Consider the following 23410-nt stretch of genomic DNA (forward strand, 5'->3'; position numbering starts at 1 on the left):
CGAGCTCCTGGCCGCGGTGAGGCCCCGGCCCGCCGCGATCCCGTTCCTGTCGACGGTGGAGGGCCGGTGGTTGGAGGGTCCTGAGCTGGACGGCGGGTACTGGTACCGCAACCTGCGGCAGACCGTGCGCTTCGCCGAGGCCGTCGAGACCCTCGCCGCCGCGGAGTACCGCGCGTTCGTCGAGGTCAGCGCCCACCCGGTGCTCGCCCACAGCATCGTCGAGGCGCTGGAGGCGGCCTCCGTGCGCGAGGCGGCCGTCACCGGCACGCTGCGGCGCGACGAGGGCGGGTGGGACCGCGTCCTGCTCTCCGCCGCCGAACTCCACGTCCGCGGGGTGGAGGTCGACTGGTCGGCCTCCTACGCCGGGGCCGGACCCCTCGCTCCCTCCGAACTCCCGACCTACGCCTTCCAGCACCGGCACTACTGGCTGGAGTCGGTGCCCGTGACGACCCACGCAGGAGAATCCCCGATGGACATCGACACCGCCGAGACCGGCACCGCCGCCGAGGCCGAGGAGGCTCCCGGCGCCGCCCTGGCCCGCCGCCTGGCGGACGGCGGCCCGGAGGAGCGGGAAGCCGTCCTGCTCGACGTGGTCCGCACGGAGGTCGCGGCCGTCCTCGGGCACGAGGGCGCCGACTCCGTCGGCACCGACGACGTCTTCTTCGACATCGGCTTCGTCTCGCTGACCGCCGTCGAACTCCGCAACCGCCTCCAGAACGTCACCGGGCTCGAACTGCCGGCCCTGCTCGTCTTCGACCAGCCCACCCCGGGCAGGCTCGCCAGCCACCTCCGTGTCCTGCTCGACGAGCAGCACACCGAAGGGAAGTGACCGCCGTGATCGACGTCGCCGCCTACCTCAAGGCCCTCGACTACGACGGGCCGCTCGTACCCGACGCCGCCACCCTGCGTGAGCTGCACCGGCGCCACCTGATCGCCATCCCCTACGACTCCTCGCTCAACACCGCGCGCGGCGAGGCCCTCTGGGCGGGCGTGGACATCGACGTCGACGCCGTGTTCGACGCCCTCGTCCTCGGCGGCCGGGGCGGCGTCTGCTACGAGCTCAACGGACTGTTCCTCGCCCTGCTCCGCGAACTGGGCTACGAGACCGGGCTCTTCTCGGCCGGGATCCGCCAGGTCGACGACACCTTCGGGCCGGATCTGGAGCACGTCCTCGGCTTCGTGCGGCTGGACGGCGAGTTCTGGCTGGTCGACGTCGGCTTCGTCGGGCCGTCCTACCTGGAACCGCTGCGGGTGGTGCTCGACGAGGTGCAGTCGCAGGGCGGCACCGACTTCCGCATCGTGCGCGCGGACACCGGCCACCACGTCGTCCAGCGCCGCGGCCGGACCGGTGACTGGCGCGCCGTCTACCGCTTCCACCCGGAGCCGCGCGCGTTCGCGGAGTGGCTCGTCCCCTCGCCGGAGCTGGACCGCTTCGCCCGGGCCCTGGCCGGCTCCGGGATCGTGGTCCGCGGCCGGGCCTTCGAGGGTGGCCAGCGGATCCTGATCGGCACCCGGCTGGTGGTCGTCGAGGACGGCACCGAGCGGGTGCGCGGCCTCGCCGACCCCGAGGAGCACGCCCGGGTGCTCGCGGACATCCTGCGGAAGGGCACGGCCGCCGCATGACGACCGCACCCGCCGCCTCCGCCGTACCGGACACCGCACCGGGCCCCGACACCGGCACCGGGGACACCGGGACCGACACCGACGTCGCGATCGTCGGCTACGGGCCGGTCGGTCAGACCGCCGCGCTGCTGCTGGCCGCCCGCGGCCACCGGGTCACCGTCCTGGAGCGGTTCCCCCGGCCCTACCCGATGCCGCGCGCGGTCTCCTTCGACGGCGAGTCGGCCCGCATCCTCGCCGCCACGGGTGTCGAGGAGGCGCTCGCCGAGTACGTCGAGTCCTCCCGGGACTACGTGTGGCACAACGCCGACGGCCGCACGCTCTTCCGGGTGGACGTGGAGGACGCCGGCCGTTCCGGCTGGCCCGACTCCAGCGCCGTCTACCAGCCGGGCCTGGAGGCCGTGCTGGCCGCCCACGGCGAGCGCCAACCGGGGCTGCGCGTGCTGCGCGGCCACCGGGTGACGGCCCTCGCCGACCGCGGCGAGGCGGTCGCCCTCACCGTCGACGGCCCCGAGGGCGGCACGCTCACCGCCCGGTGGGTGATCGGCTGCGACGGGGCGAACAGCGTGGTGCGCGAGGAGGCCGGGCTCACCGCCACCGACTTCGCGTTCTTCAACGACTGGCTCACCTGCGACGTCGTCCCGCACGACGGCCGGGAGTTCGTCCCCAACAACCTCCAGGTCTGCGACCCGGCCCGGCCGCGTACCGCCGTCTCCGCCGGTCCGGGCCACCGGCGCTGGGAGTTCATGCGGCTCGACCACGAGTCGCCCGAGGAGTTCGGCAGCGAGGCCAACGTCTGGAAGCTGCTCTCGCTGTTCGACATCGGCCCCGGCAACTCCACGCTGCTGCGGCACGCCGTCTACACCTTCCAGGCGCGGTACGCCGACCAGTGGCGGCGCGGCCGGGTGCTGATCGCCGGGGACGCCGCCCACCTCATGCCGCCGTTCGCCGGGCAGGGCATGTGCTCGGGCTTCCGGGACGCCGCCAACCTGGCCTGGAAGCTCGACCTGGTGCTCACCGGCCGGGCGGGCGAGGGGCTGCTCGACACCTACGCCGCCGAGCGGCGCGAGCACGTGCGGCACGCGCTCACCATGTCGATGGACCTCGGGCGGGTCATCTGCCAGAGCGACCCGGCGGCGGCGCGCGACCGCGACACCGTGATGCTGGCCGCGCAGGAGCGCGCCCGGCAGGGCGCGGCGGTCGGCGCCGCGCGCCCGCGCACCCCGGTCCAGCCGCTCACCGCCGGCCTGCGGCACGGCGGCTTCCCGGCCGGCGACCTCGTCGTCCAGGGGCGCGTCACGGCGGCGGGGCGGCCGGCCGGCCGCTTCGACGACGTGGTGGGGCGCGGCTTCGTGCTGCTCACCACCGAACCGCCGGAGACGCTCCTCTCCGCCGAGGACGGCGCCTGGCTGGCGGAGCTCGGCGGTCACGCCGTGCAGGTCGTCGAGGACGGCGGGCAGGAGCCGCCGCCGGGCGCGGTGGGCGACGTCGACGGGGTCTACCTGCCGTACCTGGCGGGAGCGGGAGCGGGAGCGGGAGTAGGAGCGGGGCCGGGGGCCGGCGCGGTCGCGGTGCTGGTGCGGCCCGACTTCTACGTCTACGGCGCGGCGGCCGACCGGACGGCACTGGCCGGGTTGTTCGCCGCGCTCCGCACCGACCTGGGCGTCTGACCCGCCGCCCCGCCACTCCTGAGCCCGCCGGGGACCGCCCGCCGAGCCCGCCCACCCGGGCGGCCCGGCGGGCGCCGTCGTTCCCGCCGCCACCGCCCCTCACAGTCACCGGCCCTCACAGTCACCGCCCCTCACAGCCACCGGCCCCGCCGAGGTGTCCGCCGCCCCGGCCCCGCCGTGCCGCGGCCCCGGGGCGGCGGACACGCGGACACACGGACGGCCCGTTCCTCGTCCGCGTCGAGGAACGGGCCGTCGGCCTCGGGGTGCCGGGTGGGGCGGGCGCGGCCCGGCCCACCCGGCGGGCGGTGCGCGGTCAGACCGCCACGGGGGTCCGCCGGGCGGGGCGCTCCACCAGGATCTCGGCCACGATCCGCGCCAGGTCGATGCTCTGGCGGCCGTTCAGACGGGGGTCGCAGCCGGTCAGGTAGCGCTCCGGGAGCTGCTCCTCGCGCAGGTCCTCGCGACCGCCGAGGCACTCGGTCACGTCGTCCCCGGTCAGCTCCAGGTGCAGACCGCCCGGGTGGCTGCCCAACGCCCGGTGCACCGCGAAGTAGCCGGTCACCTCGGCGGCGATCCGCTCGAAGCGGCGGGTCTTCAGCCCGGACGCCGACACCTCGGTGTTGCCGTGCATCGGGTCGCAGAGCCAGACCACGGGGTGCCCGGCGGCCTCCACCGCCTCCACCAGCGGCGGAAGGACGTCGGTCACCCGGTCCGCGCCCATCCGGCTGATCAGCGTCAGCCGGCCGGGAGTGCGGTCCGGGTCCAGCGCCTCGGCGTAGGCGACGGCCTGCTCCGGCGTCGTGGTCGGGCCCAGCTTGAGCCCCAGCGGGTTGGCGATCCGCCGGGCCAGGGCGACGTGCGCGCCGTCCAGGTCGCGGGTCCGCTCGCCGATCCACAGGAAGTGGCCGGAGAGGCCGTACCCGTCGCGCACCAGCGGCACCTCGTAGTCGAGCAGCAGCGCCTCGTGACTGGTGAACAGCTCGGTGCGGGTCGCGGCGGACACCGCCTCCAGCACGTCGAGTGCGGCCCCGGCCCCGGCGTACGCGGTGAGCATCCGCTGCGGGTCCGGTGTGCGGGCCCCGGCCGTCGCCGCCTCGCCGTTGACGATGTCGCCCCGGTAGGCGGGCAGGCCGTCCGGCCCCACCGGGCTGGAACGCGGCTTGGCGTACTGCCCGGCGACGCGGCCGAGCGGCACCACGGGCAGCCCCGACGCGACCTCGAACAGCGTCGCGCAGTGCAGCAGGACGTGCAGGTTGGACCGTACGTGCTCGGGGGTGTTCCCGGCGAAGGTCTCGGCGCAGTCCCCGCCCTGGACCACCAGGGCCCGGCCGAGCGCGACCTCGGCCAGCCGCTCCCGCAGCCGGTCCACGGCGGCACGCTGCACCAGGGGCGGCAGCGCGCCGAGCTCGGTGCGCACCTCCCGCACCCGGTCCGGGTCCGGCCACTGCGGCTGCTGGCCGGCGGCCCGACCGGCCAGCGCCAGGGCGAGCGCGGCGTCTTCGTGCGCCGTCGGTGTCGTGGTCATCGGTGTCATCCCGTCTTCCTCAGGTTGGCCCACAGATCGGCGGGCAGATCCTTGCGTCGGCGGACCCCGAGCTTGCGGTAGACCCGGGTGAGGTGCTGTTCCACGGTGCTGGCCGTGATGTAGAGGCGGCCGGCGATCTCGCGGTTGGTGTAGCCGAGCACGGCCAGTGAGGCGACGCGCCGCTCGGACTCGGTCAGCGCCCCGACCCCGCCCGCGTCCTCGGCGCCGTCGGCGGCCGGGCCGCTCTCGCCGAGGTCCGCCGAGACCGAGAGCAGCTCCTGGGCGAGCGGCTTCATGGCGCACATGTTCGCCACGTGCAGGGCCTGGCGCAGCAGCAGCCGGGCCCGCCGCTTGTTGTTGGTCGCCTGGTGGACGCGGCTGAGGTCGGTGAGCACCCGGACCTGCTCGTACCGGTCGCCGGAGGTCTCGGTGAGGTCGACCGCCTCGGTGAGCAGGGGGCCGCGCCGCCCGGGCGGCCCGGCCGCGGCGAGCAGCCGCAGCGCCGGACCGCGGGTGTGCGGGAGGTCGGCGTCGGACCGGCTGAGCTGCTCGTGGACGAGCCGCCAGGCGCGGTCCCGGTTGTCCAGCCGCAGCCACGCGTCGGCCGCGTGGGTGCGCCAGGGCACCACGCCCGCGCCGTCCAGGCCCCAGGTGCGCAGGAGCTCGCCGCAGGACAGGAAGTCGGCGAGCGCGGCGTGGCCGTGCCGGGTCGCCAGGTAGTGGTCGCCGCGGGCGAACAGGTAGTGCAGCCCGTACAGGGTCTGGAACATCGCCTCGCCGACGGCGTGGGTCAGGTGCTTGGCCGCCGACCGGTGCTCGCCCATCCGGCTCTCCGCCATCACCAGCGTGCCCAGCGGCAGGCCCACCGCGATGCCCCAGGCGGTCGGGCTGAGGTGGGTCAGCGCCGCCCGGCTGCTCTCGGCCGCCGTCACCAGCTCGCCGAGCCGGAGCGCCGACTCGCCGTGCGCGGCGGCGTACAGGGCCGTCGCGGTGGGCGCCTCGCGCCGTGCGGCGGCGGTCAGCAGCCGCTGGCTCCAGACCGCCGCGGTGTCGGCGCGCCCGGCCTGGAGCAGTACCCGCAGGGCGAGCAGCGCGGCCTCCTCGGCCCACGCCGTCCGGCCGTGCAGGTGGGCGTCGCGCAGCACCTGCTGGGCGTGGTCGACGGCCTCGGCCGCCCGGCCGCGGGTCAGTGCGCCGGCGAGCGCGGCGGCGGCCTGGAGCTGCGGGTCGATGTCCGGGGCCACCGTGTGCCGGAGGTCGGCGGGCAGGGCCGGGACGCGGCGGCCCCGGGCGAGGCCCGGGTGGGTGTAGGCGAGCCAGGTCTCGACGTCGCGCAGCGCCCCCGTCTCGGCCGGGGTGGCCCGCTGCGCCGGGCCGGTCCGGGACCGCAGCAGGTCCAGGACGGCCACGGCCTCCTCGCCGCGCCCGTGCCAGAGCAGGTGCCGGACGAGGACGAGTGCCTCGGCGAGCCCGAGGTGGCCGGCCCGGACGGCCGCGGTGAGCGGCGCCAGGTGCCGGGCCGCCGTGGACGGGTTGAGCTGCCACTCGGCCTGCACCAGGCGGTGCCGCAGGACGGCCCGGTCGGGTTCCTCGACCGCCTCCTTGTGGGCCAGGCGCAGGCAGGCCACCGCCGTGCGGTAGCGGTTGTCCAGCAGGGCGTGCTCGGCGGCCTCGGTCAGTGCGGCCACCGCCCACGGCATCGGGGCGCGTCCGGCCTCGACCAGGTGCCGGGCCACCTCGGCGGCGGGGCTGCCCGACTCGTAGCACAGCTGTGCGGCCCGCAGCCGGAGGTCGGTCCGCTCGTGCGGGGCGAGGTCCTCCAGGACGGTGGTGCGCGCCGCCGCGGTGCGCAGCCGCCCGTCGCCGTCGAGCAGCCCGGCGGTGGCGAGCGCGGAGCGGATCCGCGCCACGGCGTCGGGGCTCTCCCGCTCGCCCAGGAGGCGCGCCACGTCCTCGTCCGGGGCGTCGTCGCCCAGGACGGCCTGGGCCTGGACGACCCGCAGCACACCGGGCTCGGTGCGGTGCAGGCAGCTCAGCAGGGCGGGGCCGTAGCGCGGTTCGGGGTCGGCCCGGTCGAGGTGCTCCTCCACGAGGGCGTGCAGCAGCAGCGGGTTGCCGCCGGCGACGTCGACCAGCTCGGGGCCGCTGTGCCGGGCGGACTCCTCGCCGAGCCCTTCGGTGACCAGGCGCAGCGCGCCGGCCCGGGAGAGCGGGGCCAGTGCGAGGCGGTGGACGTGCGGGTGGCGGAAGAGCTCGGCGTGCAGCCGGCGGCGCGCGGGCCACGGCGTGCTGCCGTCGGTGAGCACCAGCAGGACGCGGCTCTGCGGCAGGTGCCGGACGAGGTGGCGCAGGAAGTGCAGTGACGCCTCGTCGGCGTGGCCGATGTCCTCGACGCAGATCAGCACCGGGTTGTCCGCGGCGGCTGCGAGCAGCGCGGCGGTGAGGTCGCGGCAGGCGCGCAGCAGCTTCGGTGGGGGCGGGCCGGCCGGGTCGGGGCCGTGTGCGGTGTCGCTCGGGTCGGCGAGGACGGCCGGGTCGGCGAGGGCCGCCAGCCGTTCGGCGTGCCCGGCCGGCCAGGCGGCGGAGCGGGCGATCCGGTCGGCGACGCCGAAGGGCAGGTCCCGCTCCTGGGCGGAACAGTCGGCGCTGACGACGAGGACCCCGCGGTCGGCGGCCCGGGCGGCGAACACCCGCAGCAGCTCGGTCTTGCCGCTGCCGAGGGGGCCGTCGACGAGGGCCGCCCGGCCCGCCCGGCCGAGACACTCGGTGAGCAGGTGGTCGAGTCGGTCGATGTGCGCGTCACGTTCCAGCAGGGAAGGCACCGGGTACCCCCGACCTCATCTCTTGTAGGCGTTCGGCCGTCGGTCGCCGACGGCTCCCCGGGGAGGTGGCGGCGGTCGCCCCTCCCGGTCGGACCCATCATGGGGACTTCCCGCCCATCGGCGGGGAACTGACCGCCCATGAGCGGGGCACTGCCGCCGTTCTGCGGCGCGGGGCGGCGAAATGCCCGGGCTGGTCACCGACGCGGGTTGTCGACCGGTATGCCGGATTGGAGTTGACGTGCTGTCAATGGAGAACTCCGGGCGCCCTGATGTACCATCGGGAACATATTTGTGGAATGGTGCTTTCCGGATTTACCGCGAGTCGAGGGGGCAGGGTGCGATTCAACGTTCTGGGGCCGCTGGAAGTGCTCTCCGACGGTGTCGAGGTGCCTGTTCGCGGTCTGCAGCAGCGGGCACTGCTCGGTGTTCTCCTTCTCCGCGCGAATAGCGTGGTGGGAATCAACGAGATAATCGCCGCGCTCTGGGGGGACGAGCGTCCGTCCACGGCCCGGAAAATGGTGCAGAACTCGGTGGCCGGTCTTCGCCGTACATTCCAGGCGGTGGGGGATCCGGCGGGCGGGAATGTGGCACTGAATACCATAGTGCCCGGATACACCCTCAGAATCGAGCCGGAACAGCTCGATCTCACCGAATTTCACGAGCTTGTCACATTGGGACGGGCCCGGCTGGCGGCCGGCGAGTGGGCGGAGGCCTCGGGACTGCTGCGCCGGGCCCTGGGACTGTGGCGCGGACCGGTGCTCGCGGACGTGACCGACGCCGGGCTGACCTGGCCCGAGCTGGCCGCCCTCCAGGGCACCCGGCTCGCCGTCCACGAGGACTGCATCCAGGCGGAGTTGGCGATGGGGCGGGACCGCGAGCTGATCGGAGAGCTGGAGACGCTGCTGGAGGCCGAGCCGACGAGGGAGCGGCTGGTCGCCCAGCTCATGGTCGTCCTCTACAACTGCGGGCGGCAGCCCGAGGCGCTGGACCGCTACCGGCGCACCCGGGACCTCCTCGCCGACCGCTTCGGCCTGGAGCCGGGCCGCGACCTGCGGCGGCTCCAGCGCGCGATCCTCAGCCACGACCCGGCACTCGCCCTGCGGCTCACCGGCGGCCCGGGCGGCGGCGGCCCCGCCGGCGCGGCCCCGTCCCCCGGCGGGGCCCTGGCGGCCGTCCCGCACCCGGCCCCGGACCCGGACGGGCACCGGACCCCGGCCCCGGTGCAGCGCCGTCCCCGGCCTGCGGCGTCCGTCCCGCCGCCGCCCGCCGCCCCGGAGACCCCCGGGGCGCACGCGACGCCCGAACCGGCCGACGGGGAGGCCGCCCCCGTCGCCGAGCACGCCTACCGCCCCTCCTGGGAGCGGGTCGAGCGGCGCCGGGCCAGTGTGGTCATGGTCCGCGCCCGGTGGACGGCCGACGGCGGCGCCGTCGCCCCCGAGCGGATCGACCACGCCACCAAGGAACTGACCGCCGTCATCCGGCGGGAGACCGCGCCGTTCGGCGGCCTCGTGCGCCGCGCCTTCGGGTCGGTGTGGCTGGTCGTCTTCGGCGTGCCCCGGGCCCACGAGGACGACGCCGAGCGGGCCCTGCGCGCCGCCCTCGCCCTGCGGCGGCACTTCGCGTCCCCCGAGCCCGCTCCCGGATCCGGCCCGGCCGGATCCGGCCCCCGCCCCGCCGCCGGGAGCGGTCCCGCCCCCGGCGGTGCCCGGCTCGTCACCCACCTCGTGGTCGGCAGCGGCGAGGTGGTGGTCACCTACGACGACAGCGCGACGGAGCCCGTGGAGGTGACCGGCGAGGTCCTGGACGCCTGCCACCACCTGCTGCTCCAGGTCCCCCGGGGGGAGCTGTGGGCGTGCGCCGCCACCGTCGAGGCCGGCGGCACGCTCCTCGGCTTCACCCCGGTGGACGGCACCCCCGGCGTCCACCGCCTGGCGACCGAGAGCCCCCCCGCCCCCGGGGCGCCCGGGCACCCCGCCGAACCGCCCTTCCTGGAACGCACCCACGAGCTGAACCTGCTGCGCGGCGCCTACCAGGACACCGTCCGCCGCCAACTGCCCCACCTGATCACGGTGCTCGGCGAGCCGGGCATCGGCAAGACCCGGCTGATCGGGGAGTTCGCCGCCGGGCTGCGCGCCGAGGCGGGGGAGGACGCACCCCGGGTGCTCTACGCCGGCACGCCCGCCTTCGACGCCCACACCTCGTACGAGCCGCTCGCCGGGGTGGTCCGCGCCTACGCGGGCATCCGCCCGGGCGCCCCGGCGGCCGTCGTCGTCCCCGCGCTGACCGCCGTCGTGCGCGGCCTCTTCCCGCACGCCGTCGCCGGGCGGATCGTCACCGCTCTCGCCGCCTGCCTCGGCCTGCCCGCCCCGGCCTCCTCCCCCGAGGGGCCCGGCGGCGGGACCGTCCCCCGGGAGGAGGTCCTCGGCGCGCTGCGCCAGCTGATCGAGGAGGCGGCCGCCGAACGCCCGCTGGTGGTGGTGCTGGACGACCTGCACCGCGCCGCCGGATTCGTCCGGTCCTTCGTCGAGGACCTGACCGTCCGGCTCGGCCCGGTGGCCCTGCTGCTGGTCGCCGGCGCCCGCTCCGAGCTGCTCCACACCACCCCCTCCTGGGGGTGCGCCAAGCGCCGTTCGGCCCTCATGCACGTGGCGCCGCTGTCCACCACGGCCACCGGCACCATCATCGGCGCGGCCTCCGGACGGCGCCGTCCCTCGCCCGCCGACGACCGCCGCGCGGCGCTCGCCGACGGCAACCCGCTGTTCGCGCAGGCCTACGCCCGGGCCGAGGCCGTCGGCGGCGACCCGGCCGTGGCCCACCCCCCGGCCGTCCTCGCCATCGCCGCCGCCCAGCTCGACGACCTCGACCGGACCGCCCGGTCGGTGCTGCGCGACGCGGCCGTCGTCGGCGGGACGCTGTGGCGCGGCGCGGTCGCCGCCGTCAGCCTGCGGGACACCGAGGAGGTGGGCCGCGGCCTGGACAGCCTGGAGTCGCGGGAACTGCTGCGCCGGGTGCGCCGCAGCAGCGTGCCGGGCGACGTCGAGTACGTCTTCCGGTACGCCGTCAGCCGCGACGTCGCGCTGGCCCAGCTGCCGGGCCGCGTCCTGGTCGAGCGCCACCTGCGGGCGGCCTCCTGGGCGGCCCTCCTGGACGTGCCCCGGCCCGCCCTGCTGGCCTTCCACTACGACCGGGCCGTCGCCCTCACCGAGGCCGACGGCGCCCCGGTGGAGGCGATGGAGCGCCGGGCCTGGGAGGCGCTGGTGGGGGCGTCCGCGCGCGCCGCCGCCGCGGGCGACGACGCGCTCGCGGTCAGCTGCCTCGGCCTCGCCCTCGACCGCTGCCCGCCCGGAGAACCCGAGCGGGTCTGGCTCGCCACCCACCACCGGCGCATCCTGGACAGCCTCGGCGAGCCGGCGTCCCCCGCCCGCCCGGCCCGTGCGCACCGCGCCCTGCCCGCCGCTAGGAGGTGACCCCGGCGGGGACCGGCAGCGACTCGGCGAGCTCCCGCACCCGCTCCAGCGAGCGGATCTTCTCGTCCACGTCGGTGACGTTGTTGGTCACCATCAGCTCGTCCGCGCCGGTGCGCTCCAGGAGGTCCGCCAGGGCGCGGCGGACCTCGTCCGCGTCGCCGACCGCCTGCGTGCTGAGCAGCGCGTCGGCGGCGGCGCGCTCGGCGTCCGTCCACGGGTAGGCCGCCGCCTCCTCCACGGTGGGCAGCGGCGCGGTCGGCGAGGCGCCGTTCAGCCGCAGCACCGGGAAGAGCGCCGGGTACGTCAGCCGGCGGGCCTGCTCCGCGGTCTCGCCGCACACGGTGTAGGCGGTGACGATGGCGTGCGGGCGCTCCGCCCGGGACGACGGGCGGAAGCTCTCCCGGTACGCGCGCAGGGCCTCCTCGGTGCCGCGCGAGTTGAAGAAGTGGTGCGCGAACGCGTACGGCAGCCCGCGCCGGCCCGCGTCCACCGCGCTGCGCACACTGGCGCCCAGCAGCCAGACGCGGGGCGGCTGCGGCGGCTCCGGCAGGGCCTCCAGCCGCTGGTAGACGTGCCCGTCGGGGAAGCCGCCCCCGACGAAGCCGAGCAACTCCTCCAGCGCCGCCGGGAAGTCCTCGTCGGGTGCCCGGCGCAGGGCGTGGGCGAGCACCGGATCCGCCCCCGACCGGCCGATGCCCAGGTCGACCCGGCCGGGGAAGAGCGCGGCCAGCGTCCGGAAGGACTCGGCCACGGCGTACGGCGCGTGGTTGGGCAGGATCACCCCGCCCGCGCCGATCCGGATCCGGGTGGTCCGCTCCCCGAGGGCGGCCAGCAGGACGGCCGGGACGGAACCGGCGATCCCGCGCGAGTTGTGGTGCTCGGCCACCCAGAACCGGGCGTAGCCCAGCTCGTCGGCCGCCGCCACCAGTCGGCGGGTGTCGACCAGGGTGTCGGCCGGGCGCCCGGCGGAGTCGATGGACGAGATGTCGAGGACGGACAGCTGGGTCCGGGAACTGCTGGTCATTCCGGGGTGCTCCTTCTCGCGGTCTTACGCATACCAGGTGGGCCGGGGGACTTCGCCGTGCAGGAGGTGGCGGCCCACCACCCGGCCGCGCCCCGGGTCGTCGTCGTGCACCCGCCGGGCCCGGGTGTCCCGCCAGAAGCGGTCCAGCCCGGCCTCCGCCTCGGCGCCCCCGGCGCCGGCCGCCCCGAACACGCCCGCGGTGACGGCGTCGGCGGCGGCACCGGCCTGCGCGGCCAGCGCGGCGACCCGGACGGCGTGGTACCCGCGCTCCTCCTCGGTCACCGTGCGGCGGCGGGCGTGCAGGGCGTCCGCCTCGGCGCCGACGGCGTCGGCGAACGCCTCCACCGCCCAGAGCAGGGAGGCGAGTGCGCCGTAGTGCTGCGCCGCGTCCGCCGCGGCGGCCTCGGTCAGCGGCGCCCGCGACCACCGGTCGCGGGTGTGCCCCGCGGCGGCCTCCAGCGCGCCCCGGGTCGCGCCGATCAGCACGTTGGCCTGCGCGAGCTGGAAGGCGGGGGTGAGGAACGTGTTGTACACGCGGGGCACGAAGGTCTTGTCCACGTGGCCGAGCGCCCCGGTCCACGGGATGTCGGCGTGGTCGGCGACGACGGTGCCGGCCGCCAGCGCGCGCAGCCCGAACTCCTCGGCCCCGGGCTCGAAGGTCAGGCCCGGGTGGTCGCTCATCGCGAGCGCGCTGATCGGGGTGTCGCCGTCCTCCAGGAAGCCCTCCAGGATGGTGATGTCCGACACCGGGTGGCCCAGGGCGCGGTCCAGCCGCCCGTGGAAGAGCATGTCGCCGCCGGCGTCCTGGATCACCAGGGGCGCCGACCGGGGCTTCGCGGAGCCGCTGAAGAACCACCGGGCACGGGCCGCCACCTCGCCGATGTGCTGGATCTTCTCGTCGGTGCCGATGAACTCGGCGATCGACACCCACACGTAGTGGTGCGCGAGCAGCTCGCCGACGGAGGCGTCGGCCGCCGCGACGGTCCGCGCCACCCGGTGCGCGGTGGACCAGTCCTGGCCGCCGCCGCCGTACTCGACCGGGCCGAGCAGGGTCACCAGCCCGGACTCCTTCAGCAGCCGGACCTCCCGCAGCGGGGCGGTGCCCTCGCGGTCGCGCCGGGCGGCGCCGGCCGCCAGCTGGACGGCGACCGCCTCGGCCCGCCGCAGCCACACCTCGGCCCCGTCCACCGCCGGGCCGGCGTGGACGGCGGCGTCGTCGAGGACGCCTGCTGTCGTCGTGTCAGTCATTTTTCCCACTTCGTGACGGGCTCGGTGTCGAGCTTCGTGTCGTGCCTGGTGCGGAGCACCGGGGGGTGGCCGGTGCCCTGGTCGTCCGGGGTGCCCGCGTGTCCGGAGCCGGGCGCGGAGCCCGCCGCGTCCGTCCCGTCCGTCGCGTCCGGCGCGGTGGACGGGGGCAGCCGCAGGACGGCGTCCAGCAGGGCCCGGGTGTAGGGATGGGCGGGGGCCTCGAAGATCCGCTCGGTCTCGCCCTCCTCGACGACCGACCCGCCGCGCATGATCATCACCCGTTCGGCGACCTGCCGCACCACGGCCAGGTCGTGGGTGATGAACAGCAGCGCGATGCCGGTCTCGCGCCGCAGCCGGTCCAGCAGCTCCAGCACCTCCGCCTGCACCGAGACGTCCAGGGCGGACACCGGCTCGTCGCAGACCAGCACCTCCGGGCGGCTCGCCAGGGCCCGGGCGATGGCCACCCGCTGGCGCTGGCCGCCGGACAGCTGGTGCGGCCGCCGGGGGAGGAGTTCCGCCGGGAGTCTGACCTGGGCGAGCAACTCCTCGCACCGCCGGGTCCGCTCGGCGCGCCGCAGCCCCGGCAGCGCCTCGCCGATGATCCGCGCCACGGTGAACCGCGGGTCCGCGGAGGCGTACGGGTCCTGCTGGACGAACTGGAGCGCCGAGCGGCCGGGCCGCCGCTGCCGCTCCGACAGCGCCGACCAGGGCCGTCCGTGCAGCAGGACCTCCCCGGCGTCCGGTCGGGAGAGGCCCATCGCGACCCGCGCCAGCGTGGTCTTGCCCGAGCCGGACTCGCCGACGACGCCCAGCGCCTCGCCCGCCCGCAGGGTGAACGAGACCTCGTCCAGCGCCTTCGGGCCGCCGAGGCCGAAGGACTTCACCAGGCCCCGCCCGGACAGCACCGGTTCGTCCCCGCCGGCGCCCGCCGCCGGCCGGGGCGGACGCGTCGCCGGGCGGCCCGAGGGCACCGCGTCCAGCAGCATCCGCGTGTACGGGTGCTCCGGGGCGGACAGCACCTGCCGGGCCTCCCCGCTCTCCACCACCTCACCGTGCCGCAGCACCAGGATGCGGTCCGCCAACTGCGCCACCACCGCGAGGTCGTGGCTGACCAGGAGCAGGCCCCGGCCCTCGTCCTTGAGCCGGCCGAGCAGCCGCAGCACCTGGGCCTGGACGATCGCGTCCAGCGCCGTGGTCGGCTCGTCGGCGATCAGCAGCGGGGCGTCGGCGGCCAGGGCGGAGGCGATCAGCGCGCGCTGCCGCAGCCCGCCGGAGAGCTGGTGCGGGTACTGGGTGCGCCGGGCCTCCGGCTCCGGCACGCCCACCGCGGTCAGCAGCTCCACCACCCGGGCCGTGCCGCCGTCCGCACCGGCGCCGCCGTGCAGCCGGGCCGCCTCGGCGATCTCGGCGCCGACCGTGCGCAGCGGGTCCAGCGCGGTGAGCGCGTCCTGGAAGACCATGGCGACCTGCCGGCCGCGCACCGCGCGCCACTGCCGCTCGCCGAAGCCGGTGGTGTCGGCCCCGCCGACCTCCAGGGTCCGGGCGCCGACCCGCGCCCGGGTGCCCGCCAGCCCGATCAGGGAGCGCGAGGTGACGGACTTGCCCGAGCCGGACTCGCCGACCAGCGCCACGCACTCCCCGGGGCCGATCGCCAGCGACACCCCGTCCACGGCGGGCCGCGGCGCGCCGGGGAAGGACACCCGCAGGCCCTCCACCCGGACGAGGTCGCGCGGCGTCCGCCCGGCGGCCGTGGCCTCCCCGGCCGGGGAGGCCACGGTGGCGAACCCGCCCGTCGTCCCCGCCCGCTCCGTCCTGCCCGCCCTGTCCGTCGTATCCGTCGTCCCCGTGGGACCTGTCGTCCTCGCCGTACTCATCGCACCGCCCTGAGCTGGAGACCGCGGCCGATCAGCGTGGTGCAGACCACCACGACCGAGATGGCCAGGCCCGGCGCGATCGAGATCCACCAGGCGGTCTGAAGGAAGTCCTTGCCGTCGGCGACCATCGATCCCCAGTCGGCCTCCGGCGGGACGGGACCGAGACCGAGCACGCTCAGCCCGGAACCCGAGATGATGGCCGACCCCAGACCGATGGAGGCCAGGACGACCAGCGGTCCGCCGACGTTCGGCAGCACGTGCCGCAGCACCGACCGCCAGGCCGGCACCCCGAGCACCCGCGCCGCCTCCACGAACTCCGAGCGCAGCACCAGCCGCGCCTGGCCGCGGACCAGCCGGGCGTAGTTGGGCACTCCGGCGATGCCGATCGCGATGGCCACGTTGACGGTTCCGCCGCCCAGCAGCGCCACCACGAGCAGAGCGAGCAGCAGCTCCGGGAAGCCCAGCAGCACGTCCACGACCCGCATCAGGACGAAGTCGACGCGCCGCCCGCCGCACCCGGCGACCAGGCCGAGCAGCGCGCCGCCGCCCACCCCGATCACCGTCGCGCCGACGGCGATCAGCACCGACAGCCGGGTGCCGTGGACCAGCCGGGACCAGACGTCCCGGCCGAGCTGGTCGGTGCCGAACCAGTGCGCGGAACCGGGCGGTTGCAGGGCCGCCGCGACGTCCGTCGCCTCGGGGGCGTGGGTGGCGAACAGGCCGGGGAAGGCCAGCACGACCGCCACCACGACCAGCAGGAGCGGCAGCGCCACCCCCACCGGCGACCGCAGCAGCCCGCCCCGGCGGGCGGCCGCCGAGGCCGGGGGGTCGAGCAGTGCGGTGGCGGTGCTCACGCGGGACCCCCCTCGCGCAGGCGGGGGTCGATCAACGGGTGGAGGAGGTCCACCACGGTGTTGATGACGACGAACGCCGCGCTGGAGATGACCACCAGCGCCGTCACCACCGGCAGGTCGCGCGTGCCGACCGCGTTGGCCAGCACCCGGCCGAGGCCCGGCCGGGTGAAGATGTTCTCCACCAGGACCGCGCCCCCGAACAGGCTGCCCAGCACGAAGCCGGCGAGTGTGGTCAGCGGCAGCAGCGCGTGCCGCAGGGTGTGCCGCAGCAGCACCGCCGTGGCACCGAGGCCCCGCGAGCGCGCGGTGAGGACGAACGGGCGGCCGTCGGCGGTCTCCAGCTCCTGCCGGATGACCTGGGACAGCACCCCGGCCAGCGGCAGCGCCAGCGCCAGCGTCGGCAGCACCAGCGCGGCCGGCCCGTCCGCCCCGATCGAGGGCAGCACCTGGAACCGGTACGACAGCACCGTCAGCAGGATGATGCCGAGCCAGAACGACGGCATCGAGACCGTCAGCAGCTCGGCCACGCCGGCCGCGCCGCGCACCGCCCGGCCCCGGCCGGCCGTCAGGGTGGCCGCGAGCACCGCCAGCACCAGCGCGGTGACGAGGGCGGACAGGGCCAGCTCGACGGTCGGCCCGACCTGGCTGCCCAGCATCCGCTCGATCGGCTCGTTGAGCTGGTACGACCAGCCGAGGCCGCCGCTCGCCAACTGGGCGAGCTGGCGGCCGTACTGGACGAGCAGCGGGTCGTTCAGTCCGTTCTCGGCGATGATCTGGTCGCGCAGGCCCGGCGTGGCCGCCGCGCCCGGCCCGATCAGTCCGTCCACGATGTCGCCGGGGGCGAGGTGGATGGCGAAGAACGTCACCGTGAGCGTCCCCCACACCACCACGACGCCCGCGGCCAGCCGCCGGGCGACGAACCTCGCCCAGGGCGGCACGGACCGGGCACGGTCGGACACCTCAGGCCACCCCGATGCCGTAGAAGTCCGTGTTGGCGTCGACGTCCAGGACCAGACCGCTCACCTTGCCGTGCTGGGCGACGTCCATGGTGGCGATGTACGCCGGGAACGAGTACGCCTGCTCGACGATCCGCCGCTGCACCTTGCGGTACAGCTCCAGCCGCTGCCCCGCGTCGACGGTCGCCTGGGCCTGGTCCAGCCAGCCGTCGATCTGGCTGTCGCGCACCCGGGCGCCGTTGGCCCCGCCGCCGCCGAACTGGGACTTGGAGTGGTACAGGCTCTGCAGCAGGCTCGGGTCGGAGCCCTGCCAGGCGAAGGCGAAGACGTCGTAGTCGCCCTTGCCGGTGCGCCCGATGGAGCCGGCGGAGTCGAGCGGCACCAGCTTCAGCTCGATGCCGACCTGCTTCAGCGCGTCCTGGATGCCCACGTCGAAGGTGTGGTTCTGGGCGGACACGAAGGTCTGCACGTACGGCTGCTCGACGGTGAACCGCTTGCCGTCCTTGGTGCGGTAGCCGTCCGAGTCCCGCCCGGTGTAGCCGATCTCGTCGAGCAGCCGCTCGGCCTTCTCCTTGCTGAACTCCCAGGCCTTGGCGAGCGAGGCGTCGGCGCCGGGGGTCGAGGGCGCCAGCGGCCCCCAGGCCTGCTCGTACTCGCTCTGGAAGATGCCCTTGACGATGCCGGCGAAGTCGATGGCGTGCCGGGCGGCCTGACGGGCGCGGAGGTCGTCGAAGGGTGCGCGGGCGGTGTTGAGGTAGTACGTGTAGGGCACGCCGGGCACCGCCTTGCGGACCACCTGGACGCCGTTCTGGCCGCGCAGGCCCGCGAGCCGGTTCGCCGGTATCAGTTCGGCGGCGTCGACCTGGCCGGAGGTCAGCGCGCCGACCCGCGAGGCGTCCTCCTTCAGCAGCAGGACGACGATGCTCTCCAGTTTCGCCTGCCCCTGGTGGGCGGCGGTGGGCGGGGCCCACGCGTAGTCGGGCCGGCGCTTGAAGACGGCCTGCTGGCCGGGCGTCACCGACTCGAAGGTGAACGGACCGGTGCCGACGACGAACGGGCCGCCGGAGGAGAGGTCGCCCACGTGGTCGCGCAGCGCGACGGGGGAGTGGAAGCCGAGGAAGGTGCTCCCCACCGCGTTGAGGAGGGAGGCGTGCGGGGCCGTCAGGTGGACGGCCACGGTGCGCGGGTCGACCACCTCGGTGTCCTTGTAGGGGCCGAGCAGGCCCGCCGCCCGCTTGGAGGCCGTCTTGGGCGCCGTGATGTGGTCGAAGTTCGCCTTCACCGCCGCCGCGTCGAACGGCGTGCCGTCGCTGAACGTCACGCCGGTGCGCAGCGTGAAGGTGTAGGTCAGTCCGTCGGGCGACACCGTCCACGACTCGGCCAGCCACGGCTTGACCGTCCCGTCCGGCGCCAGCGAGACCAGCGACTCCAGCACCGGCCGCAGCAGCCGGCCGGTGACGGCGGTGGACGCGGCGTGCGGGTCCCAGCTGTCGGGCTCGACGGCGGCGCCGTAGCGCAGGGTGCCGCCGCCGCTCTTCGCGGAGGGCGGGGCGGAGGAGTCGGAGCAGCCCACGAGGACGGCCGGGCCGATGAGCCCGGCGACGGTGGCGGCAACGGGGAGACGGAGGAATCGACGTCTGCTGTACATGGGTTCTTTCTCGATCCTGCGCGAGGCGGGGGGAACGGTGGGCGGCGTCAGGCCTGCCCGCTCCGCGGGAGGAGGCGATGGCCCCGGCCGCGGACGATGCGACGAGTCTGGTGGCTCCGTCCGGGTCCGATCCCCCTGGCCGTCCCCCTATGAGGGCCCTGACTCCGGGGAGGGGGCCGTCCGTTCCGGGGGACGCGCTCGGTGTGTTCGGAGGTGCGCGGGTGTGCGTGGCGGTGCGTGGGAGCGCGTGGTTCGGGTGGTGCGGGCGGTTCGGGTGTGGTGCCCCCGGCGTCCCACCCGCCGGGGGCGGTGCGGCCGTTCCGGGGGCCGGAACGGCCGCACCGGGACCGTCAGATCTGCGGCACGGGGGAATCCGCAGACTTGAGGTCCGGTCCGGGAGCGTCCTCGACACCCTCCGCCGCGGCGGGGGCGGGCTCGGACGCGGGGCTGCGCAGGACGAAGGCGGCCACCAGGACGGCGATGCCCACGAACACGGCGCTGAGACCGTAGGAGAGGTGGAACCCGCCGGTGAGCGCCTCGGCCGGGCTGCGCTGCTCCCCGAGGAGCGTCGCCGTCCGGGAGGCGGCCACCGTGGCGAGCACGGCGGTGCCGATCGAGGCGCCGACCTGCTGGGTGGTGTTCACCAGACCGGAGGCGATACCGGCGTCGTTCGGCGAGTTGACCGACATGGCCTGGCCGATCAGCGCGGGCATGGCCGCACCGAAGCCGAGGCCGAGCAGGACGAACGGCGGGACGATGTCGATGAGGAAGGTGCCGTCGCTCGGCACCCGGGCCAGCAGCGCGAGCGCCGCCGCCACCAGGAGGAGGCCGCCGACCAGCACCTGGCGCGGGCCGAACCGCTGGTTCAGCTTCACCGCGAAGCCGAGTGAGACGACGGCGATGGTGACCGGGGCGGGGAGGAAGGCGAGGCCGGTCTTGAGCGCGTCGTAGCCCAGCACGTTCTGGAAGTAGAGCGCGGTGCAGAACTGGTAGCCGAACAGACCGGCGACCATCAGCACCATGATGGTGTTGGCGCCGGAGACCGACCGCGAGCGGAAGATGTGCAGCGGCAGCAGCGGCTTGTCCGCGTAGGCCTGGCGGACGACGAACCCGGCGAGCAGCGCCAGCGAGCCGGCCAGCAGACCGAGGGTGCGGATGTCGCCCCAGGTGTACTCCTCGGCCTTGATGATCGTGTAGACCAGCAGCATCAGGCCGCCGGTGGCGAGCACGGAGCCGATCAGGTCGGCGCCCTCGCGCAGTCCGAGCCCCTTCGCCCCGGGGACCACCCGCTGGGTCAGGACGAGCGCCGCCAGGCCGATCGGCACGTTGACGTAGAACACCCACGGCCAGCTGAAGCTCTGGGTCAGCACGCCGCCGAGGATCAGGCCCAGGGAGGCGCCCGCGGCCGAGACGAACGCGTAGGCCGCCAGTGCCTTGCCGCGCTCACCGGCGTCGGGGAACAGGGTGATGATCATGCCGAGGACGACCGCCGAGGCGAGCGCGCCGCCGACGCCCTGGACGAACCGGAACACCACCAGCGCCGTCGAGGTGGAGGCCAGGCCGCAGGCCAGCGAGGCGGCCGTGAACAGGCCCAGGCCCCAGGCGAAGACGCGCTTGCCGCCCAGCAGGTCGCCCAGTCGGCCGGAGAGCAGCAGCAGCCCGGCGAAGGCGATGAGGTACGCGTTCACGACCCAGGCCAGGCCCGACTGGGTGAATCCCAGGTCGTTCTGGATGGTCGGCAGGGCGACGGTCACGATGGAGCCGTCGAGGATGATCATCAGGTTGCCGGTGCAGAGGACCCCCAGCGCCAACCAGCGTGACCTGGATGGCTGGAGGGACGGCGGGGCATGCGTGGTCATCGGATTCCTTCGGGGGAATGGCAGGGAGGGGCGCCCGGTGGCGCCCGCGCTCCCTGAGGGCACTTCTTGTTACAGCGCCCATCATGTGTGACCATCAAGTCCACTCGTAAGGAGGCACTTTCATGTTCCAAGGGAACACCGATGTGATCGAGGCGGTCGGAGCCCCGGGCGCCGAGCGTGAGGTGTGCACCGTCCTGGAGGCGCTGAACCGGATCAGCGGCAAGTGGGCGATCGGGATCCTGCTCAACCTCAGCCACGGCCCGGTCCGCTTCACCGAACTCGAACGGGCCGTCCCCGGTATCAGCCGCCGCATGCTCACCCTGACGCTCCGTAACCTCGAACGGGACGGCCTGCTGGTGCGGACCGTCTACGCGACCGTGCCGCCCAAGGTGGAGTACCGGGCCACCGCGATGGCCGACGAGCTCTACACCTCGCTGACGGGTCTCACCGCCTGGGCGGAGCGCCACCGTGACGCCATCGCCTCGTCCCGCGCGGCGTACGACCGCGAGCAGGACGCGGCGGGTGCCCCCGTCGACCTCTGAACAGGCCCCGCCCCGCCGCGCCCGCCGCGGCGCCCGGGCGCAGCACGAGGCCGCCCCCGTCCCCACCGGGACCGAGGCGGCCTCGCGCCGCGGGCTACTCCGCCACGAAGGTGGAACCCGTCCATTCGAACACCCACAGCTCGGACGTCCGGTGACGGACCGTCCGGTGCGAGCGGCGGAAGTGCTCGTAGCGGTTCCCGCGCGGCAGTTTGAGGACGTGCTGCTCCGCGTCCAGGAAGCGGAGCCGTTCGTGCTCCGGGAAGGCCTCCGCGGGGCCGCCTTCCAGAATCGCGTTCGGTGCGGTGTCGAGCGCCACGGCGTACTCCTGTTCTGAAGGTCTCGGTGGCTCTGCAGGGCCGGGACGGCGGGGCCGGCGCAGGGCGGGGAACGGGTGGGCCGCCGCACACCCGCGGGCGGGGCCGGTCGGCGGGGGACGGGCCGGTGCAGTTGCCGGGTGTTGCTGCCGGTGAAGGGGGCGACGGGTGCAGGCTTCTTACAGGAAGTTAGCAGTCCGGTAGTCCGCTTCTAACCCCTCAGATCCCCCTACGTTCGGTCACGTCCGACGTGCGCGGGCTGTTCGAATCCGCACCTCCGGGGCGGTCGGGGGCCCCGCAATCGACTTGCGCCGCCCCCGCGCGGTTAGGAAGGATCGTGGACCATGGGACACCTGGAAGCCTCGCATCTGGAGTACTACCTGCCAGACGGGCGGATCCTGCTCGGTGACGTGTCGTTCCACGTGGGCGACGGGGCCGTGGTGGCCCTGGTCGGCGCCAACGGGGCCGGCAAGACGACGTTGCTCAGACTGCTCTCGGGGGAACTGCAGCCGCACAGCGGGACGGTCACCTCCAGCGGCGGCGTCGGTGTCATGTCGCAGTTCGTCGGCTCGGTGCGGGACGAACGCACCGTCCGCGACCTCCTGGTGTCGGTGGCGCCGCCGCGGATCAGGAAGACGGCGGCGGCGGTCGACGAGGCCGAGCACCTGATCATGACGGTGGACGACGAGGCCGCGCAGATGAAGTACGCGCAGGCGCTCAGCGACTGGGCGGAGGCCCGGGGCTACGAGGCCGAGACCCTCTGGGACATGTGCACGACCGCGGCCCTCGGCATGCCCTACGACCGGGCCCAGTTCCGGGACGTGCGGACGCTCTCGGGCGGGGAGCAGAAACGGCTGGTGCTGGAGGCGCTGCTCCGCGGTCCGGACCAGGTCCTGCTGCTGGACGAGCCGGACAACTACCTGGACGTCCCCGGCAAGCGCTGGCTGGAGAAGCAGCTGAAGGAGACCTCGAAGACGGTCCTCTTCATCTCCCACGACCGCGAGCTGCTGGCCCGCGCCGCGGAGAAGATCGTCGCGGTGGACCCGAGTCCGGCCGGATCCACGGTGTGGATCCACGGAGGCGGCTTCGGGACGTTCCACGAGGCCCGGCAGGCCCGGTTCGAGCGGTTCGAGGAGCTGCGCCGGCGCTGGGACGACAAGCACGCCCAGCTGAAGAAGCTCGTGCACGACATGCAGCAGTACGCCGCGCGCAGTGACGACATGGCCTCCCGCTACCAGGCGGCCAGGACCAGGCTGCGGAAGTTCGAGGAGATCGGCCCGCCGCCGGAGCCGCCCCGCCGGCAGGACATCCGGATGCGCCTGCAGGGCGGGCGTACCGGTGTACGGGCGGTGACCTGCCGGCACGTCGAACTGACCGGCCTGATGCGGCCGTTCTCGCTGGAGGTCTTCTACGGCGAGCGCGTCGCGGTGCTCGGTTCGAACGGCTCCGGCAAGTCCCACTTCCTCCGGCTGCTGGCCGGCGAGGACGTGGCCCACACCGGTGACTGGAAGCTGGGCGCCCGGGTGCTGCCCGGCCACTTCGCCCAGACCCACGCCCACCCCGAGCTGCTGGGGCGCAGCCTGCTCGACATCCTGTGGGCCGAGCACGCGAAGGACCGCGGCGGCGCGATGTCGGTGCTCCGGCGGTACGAGCTGGAACGGCAGGCGGAGCAGCGTTTCGAGAAGCTGTCGGGCGGTCAGCAGGCCCGGTTCCAGATCCTGTTGCTGGAACTCGCGGGCACCACGGCCCTCCTCCTCGACGAGCCGACCGACAACCTGGACCTGGAGTCGGCGGAGGCCCTCCAGGAGGGGTTGGAGTCCTACGAGGGCACCGTCCTGGCGGTCACGCACGACCGGTGGTTCGCCCGGTCCTTCGACCGGTTCCTGGTGTTCGGTTCGGACGGCGTGGTGCGGGAGACGCCCGAGCCGGTGTGGGACGAGCGGAGGGTCGAGCGGGCCCGGTGAGCGCGCCGTCGGCGGGCCGCCGG

16 protein-coding genes are annotated in these 23410 nt (G+C 75.1%); 6 read left to right on the forward strand and 10 right to left on the reverse strand.

Going from position 1 to position 23410, the window contains the following annotated elements; all coding sequences use genetic code 11:
* From PUR61_RS24855 to mhpA, 3 genes are all read left to right on the forward strand, one after another.
* On the forward strand, positions 1–829 hold an 829-nt coding region (locus PUR61_RS24855), incomplete at its 5' end, for an acyltransferase domain-containing protein (protein ID WP_329881599.1).
* On the forward strand, positions 826–1623 hold the full coding sequence (locus tag PUR61_RS24860) for an arylamine N-acetyltransferase family protein (RefSeq protein ID WP_329881600.1): 798 nt from the start codon (positions 826–828) through the stop codon (positions 1621–1623). The genes PUR61_RS24855 and PUR61_RS24860, both read left to right, overlap by 4 nt.
* Positions 1620–3290 (forward strand): bifunctional 3-(3-hydroxy-phenyl)propionate/3-hydroxycinnamic acid hydroxylase MhpA, encoded by a 1671-nt coding sequence (gene mhpA, locus PUR61_RS24865; protein WP_329881601.1) that lies wholly within the window; start codon positions 1620–1622, stop codon positions 3288–3290. Before PUR61_RS24860 ends, mhpA begins: the two co-directional genes overlap by 4 nt.
* A gap of 313 nt (positions 3291–3603) precedes the next feature.
* On the opposite strand, the gene PUR61_RS24870 is transcribed toward mhpA, so the two are convergent.
* Together PUR61_RS24870 and PUR61_RS24875 are read right to left on the reverse strand one after the other, a co-directional pair.
* Positions 3604–4824, reverse strand: a complete 1221-nt coding sequence (locus tag PUR61_RS24870; RefSeq protein WP_329881602.1) for a 3-deoxy-7-phosphoheptulonate synthase — start codon at positions 4822–4824, stop codon at positions 3604–3606.
* Complete coding sequence (locus tag PUR61_RS24875; RefSeq protein WP_329881603.1) at positions 4821–7637, reverse strand: helix-turn-helix transcriptional regulator; 2817 nt, start codon at positions 7635–7637, stop codon at positions 4821–4823. The genes PUR61_RS24870 and PUR61_RS24875 overlap by 4 nt, the downstream gene beginning before the upstream one ends.
* Before the next feature lie 515 nt (positions 7638–8152).
* Here PUR61_RS24875 and PUR61_RS24880 point away from each other — a divergent pair.
* Positions 8153–11104 carry a BTAD domain-containing putative transcriptional regulator gene (locus PUR61_RS24880; protein ID WP_329881663.1) on the forward strand — a complete coding sequence of 984 codons (2952 nt, stop codon included), beginning with the start codon at positions 8153–8155 and terminating at the stop codon, positions 11102–11104.
* Here PUR61_RS24880 and PUR61_RS24885 read toward each other — a convergent pair.
* From PUR61_RS24885 to PUR61_RS24915, 7 genes are all read right to left on the reverse strand, one after another.
* Complete coding sequence (locus PUR61_RS24885; RefSeq protein ID WP_329881605.1) at positions 11094–12128, reverse strand: LLM class flavin-dependent oxidoreductase; 1035 nt, start codon at positions 12126–12128, stop codon at positions 11094–11096. The genes PUR61_RS24880 and PUR61_RS24885 overlap by 11 nt on opposite strands.
* Before the next feature lie 24 nt (positions 12129–12152).
* Positions 12153–13376 (reverse strand): acyl-CoA dehydrogenase family protein, encoded by a 1224-nt coding sequence (locus tag PUR61_RS24890; RefSeq protein ID WP_329881606.1) that lies wholly within the window; start codon positions 13374–13376, stop codon positions 12153–12155.
* Entirely contained in the window at positions 13373–15151 is a 1779-nt protein-coding gene (locus PUR61_RS24895; protein WP_329881607.1) for an ABC transporter ATP-binding protein, read from the reverse strand. The genes PUR61_RS24890 and PUR61_RS24895 overlap by 4 nt, the downstream gene beginning before the upstream one ends.
* 95 nt (positions 15152–15246) lie before the next feature.
* Positions 15247–16104 carry an ABC transporter permease gene (locus tag PUR61_RS24900; protein WP_329881608.1) on the reverse strand — a complete coding sequence of 286 codons (858 nt, stop codon included), beginning with the start codon at positions 16102–16104 and terminating at the stop codon, positions 15247–15249.
* On the reverse strand, positions 16101–17063 hold the full coding sequence (locus tag PUR61_RS24905; RefSeq protein ID WP_329881609.1) for an ABC transporter permease: 963 nt from the start codon (positions 17061–17063) through the stop codon (positions 16101–16103). The genes PUR61_RS24900 and PUR61_RS24905 overlap by 4 nt, the downstream gene beginning before the upstream one ends.
* A 1-nt stretch (position 17064) precedes the next feature.
* On the reverse strand, positions 17065–18708 hold the full coding sequence (locus PUR61_RS24910; RefSeq protein ID WP_329881610.1) for an ABC transporter substrate-binding protein: 1644 nt from the start codon (positions 18706–18708) through the stop codon (positions 17065–17067).
* A gap of 350 nt (positions 18709–19058) precedes the next feature.
* Positions 19059–20567 carry an MFS transporter gene (locus PUR61_RS24915; RefSeq protein ID WP_329881611.1) on the reverse strand — a complete coding sequence of 503 codons (1509 nt, stop codon included), beginning with the start codon at positions 20565–20567 and terminating at the stop codon, positions 19059–19061.
* A 122-nt stretch (positions 20568–20689) separates the two neighbouring features.
* Here PUR61_RS24915 and PUR61_RS24920 point away from each other — a divergent pair, with 122 nt between their 5' ends.
* Positions 20690–21109 (forward strand): winged helix-turn-helix transcriptional regulator, encoded by a 420-nt coding sequence (locus PUR61_RS24920; RefSeq protein ID WP_329881612.1) that lies wholly within the window; start codon positions 20690–20692, stop codon positions 21107–21109.
* Between the two features lie 94 nt (positions 21110–21203).
* On the opposite strand, the gene PUR61_RS24925 is transcribed toward PUR61_RS24920, so the two are convergent.
* Positions 21204–21425, reverse strand: a complete 222-nt coding sequence (locus PUR61_RS24925; RefSeq protein ID WP_329881613.1) for a DUF5988 family protein — start codon at positions 21423–21425, stop codon at positions 21204–21206.
* A 342-nt stretch (positions 21426–21767) separates the two neighbouring features.
* Here PUR61_RS24925 and PUR61_RS24930 point away from each other — a divergent pair, with 342 nt between their 5' ends.
* Positions 21768–23387: an ABC-F family ATP-binding cassette domain-containing protein gene (locus PUR61_RS24930; protein ID WP_329881614.1), complete on the forward strand. Its 1620-nt coding sequence runs from the start codon at positions 21768–21770 to the stop codon at positions 23385–23387.
* Positions 23388–23410: the final 23 nt, after the last annotated feature.

Origin of the sequence: Streptomyces sp. BE20, assembly GCF_036322525.1 — a bacterium.
Classification (GTDB): domain Bacteria; phylum Actinomycetota; class Actinomycetes; order Streptomycetales; family Streptomycetaceae; genus Kitasatospora.

Bases quoted from the DNA above. Each gene is read 5' to 3' on its own strand.
- PUR61_RS24885 (WP_329881605.1), bottom strand. From the start codon at position 12,128: ATGACCAGCAGTTCCCGGACCCAGCTGTCCGTCCTCGACATCTCGTCC.
- PUR61_RS24930 (WP_329881614.1), top strand. From the start codon at position 21,768: ATGGGACACCTGGAAGCCTCGCATCTGGAGTACTACCTGCCAGACGGG.
- PUR61_RS24920 (WP_329881612.1), top strand. From the start codon at position 20,690: ATGTTCCAAGGGAACACCGATGTGATCGAGGCGGTCGGAGCCCCGGGC.
- PUR61_RS24870 (WP_329881602.1), bottom strand. From the start codon at position 4,824: ATGACACCGATGACCACGACACCGACGGCGCACGAAGACGCCGCGCTC.
- PUR61_RS24880 (WP_329881663.1), top strand. From the start codon at position 8,153: ATGGTGCAGAACTCGGTGGCCGGTCTTCGCCGTACATTCCAGGCGGTG.
- PUR61_RS24910 (WP_329881610.1), bottom strand. From the start codon at position 18,708: ATGTACAGCAGACGTCGATTCCTCCGTCTCCCCGTTGCCGCCACCGTC.
- PUR61_RS24890 (WP_329881606.1), bottom strand. From the start codon at position 13,376: ATGACTGACACGACGACAGCAGGCGTCCTCGACGACGCCGCCGTCCAC.
- PUR61_RS24915 (WP_329881611.1), bottom strand. From the start codon at position 20,567: ATGACCACGCATGCCCCGCCGTCCCTCCAGCCATCCAGGTCACGCTGG.
- mhpA (WP_329881601.1), top strand. From the start codon at position 1,620: ATGACGACCGCACCCGCCGCCTCCGCCGTACCGGACACCGCACCGGGC.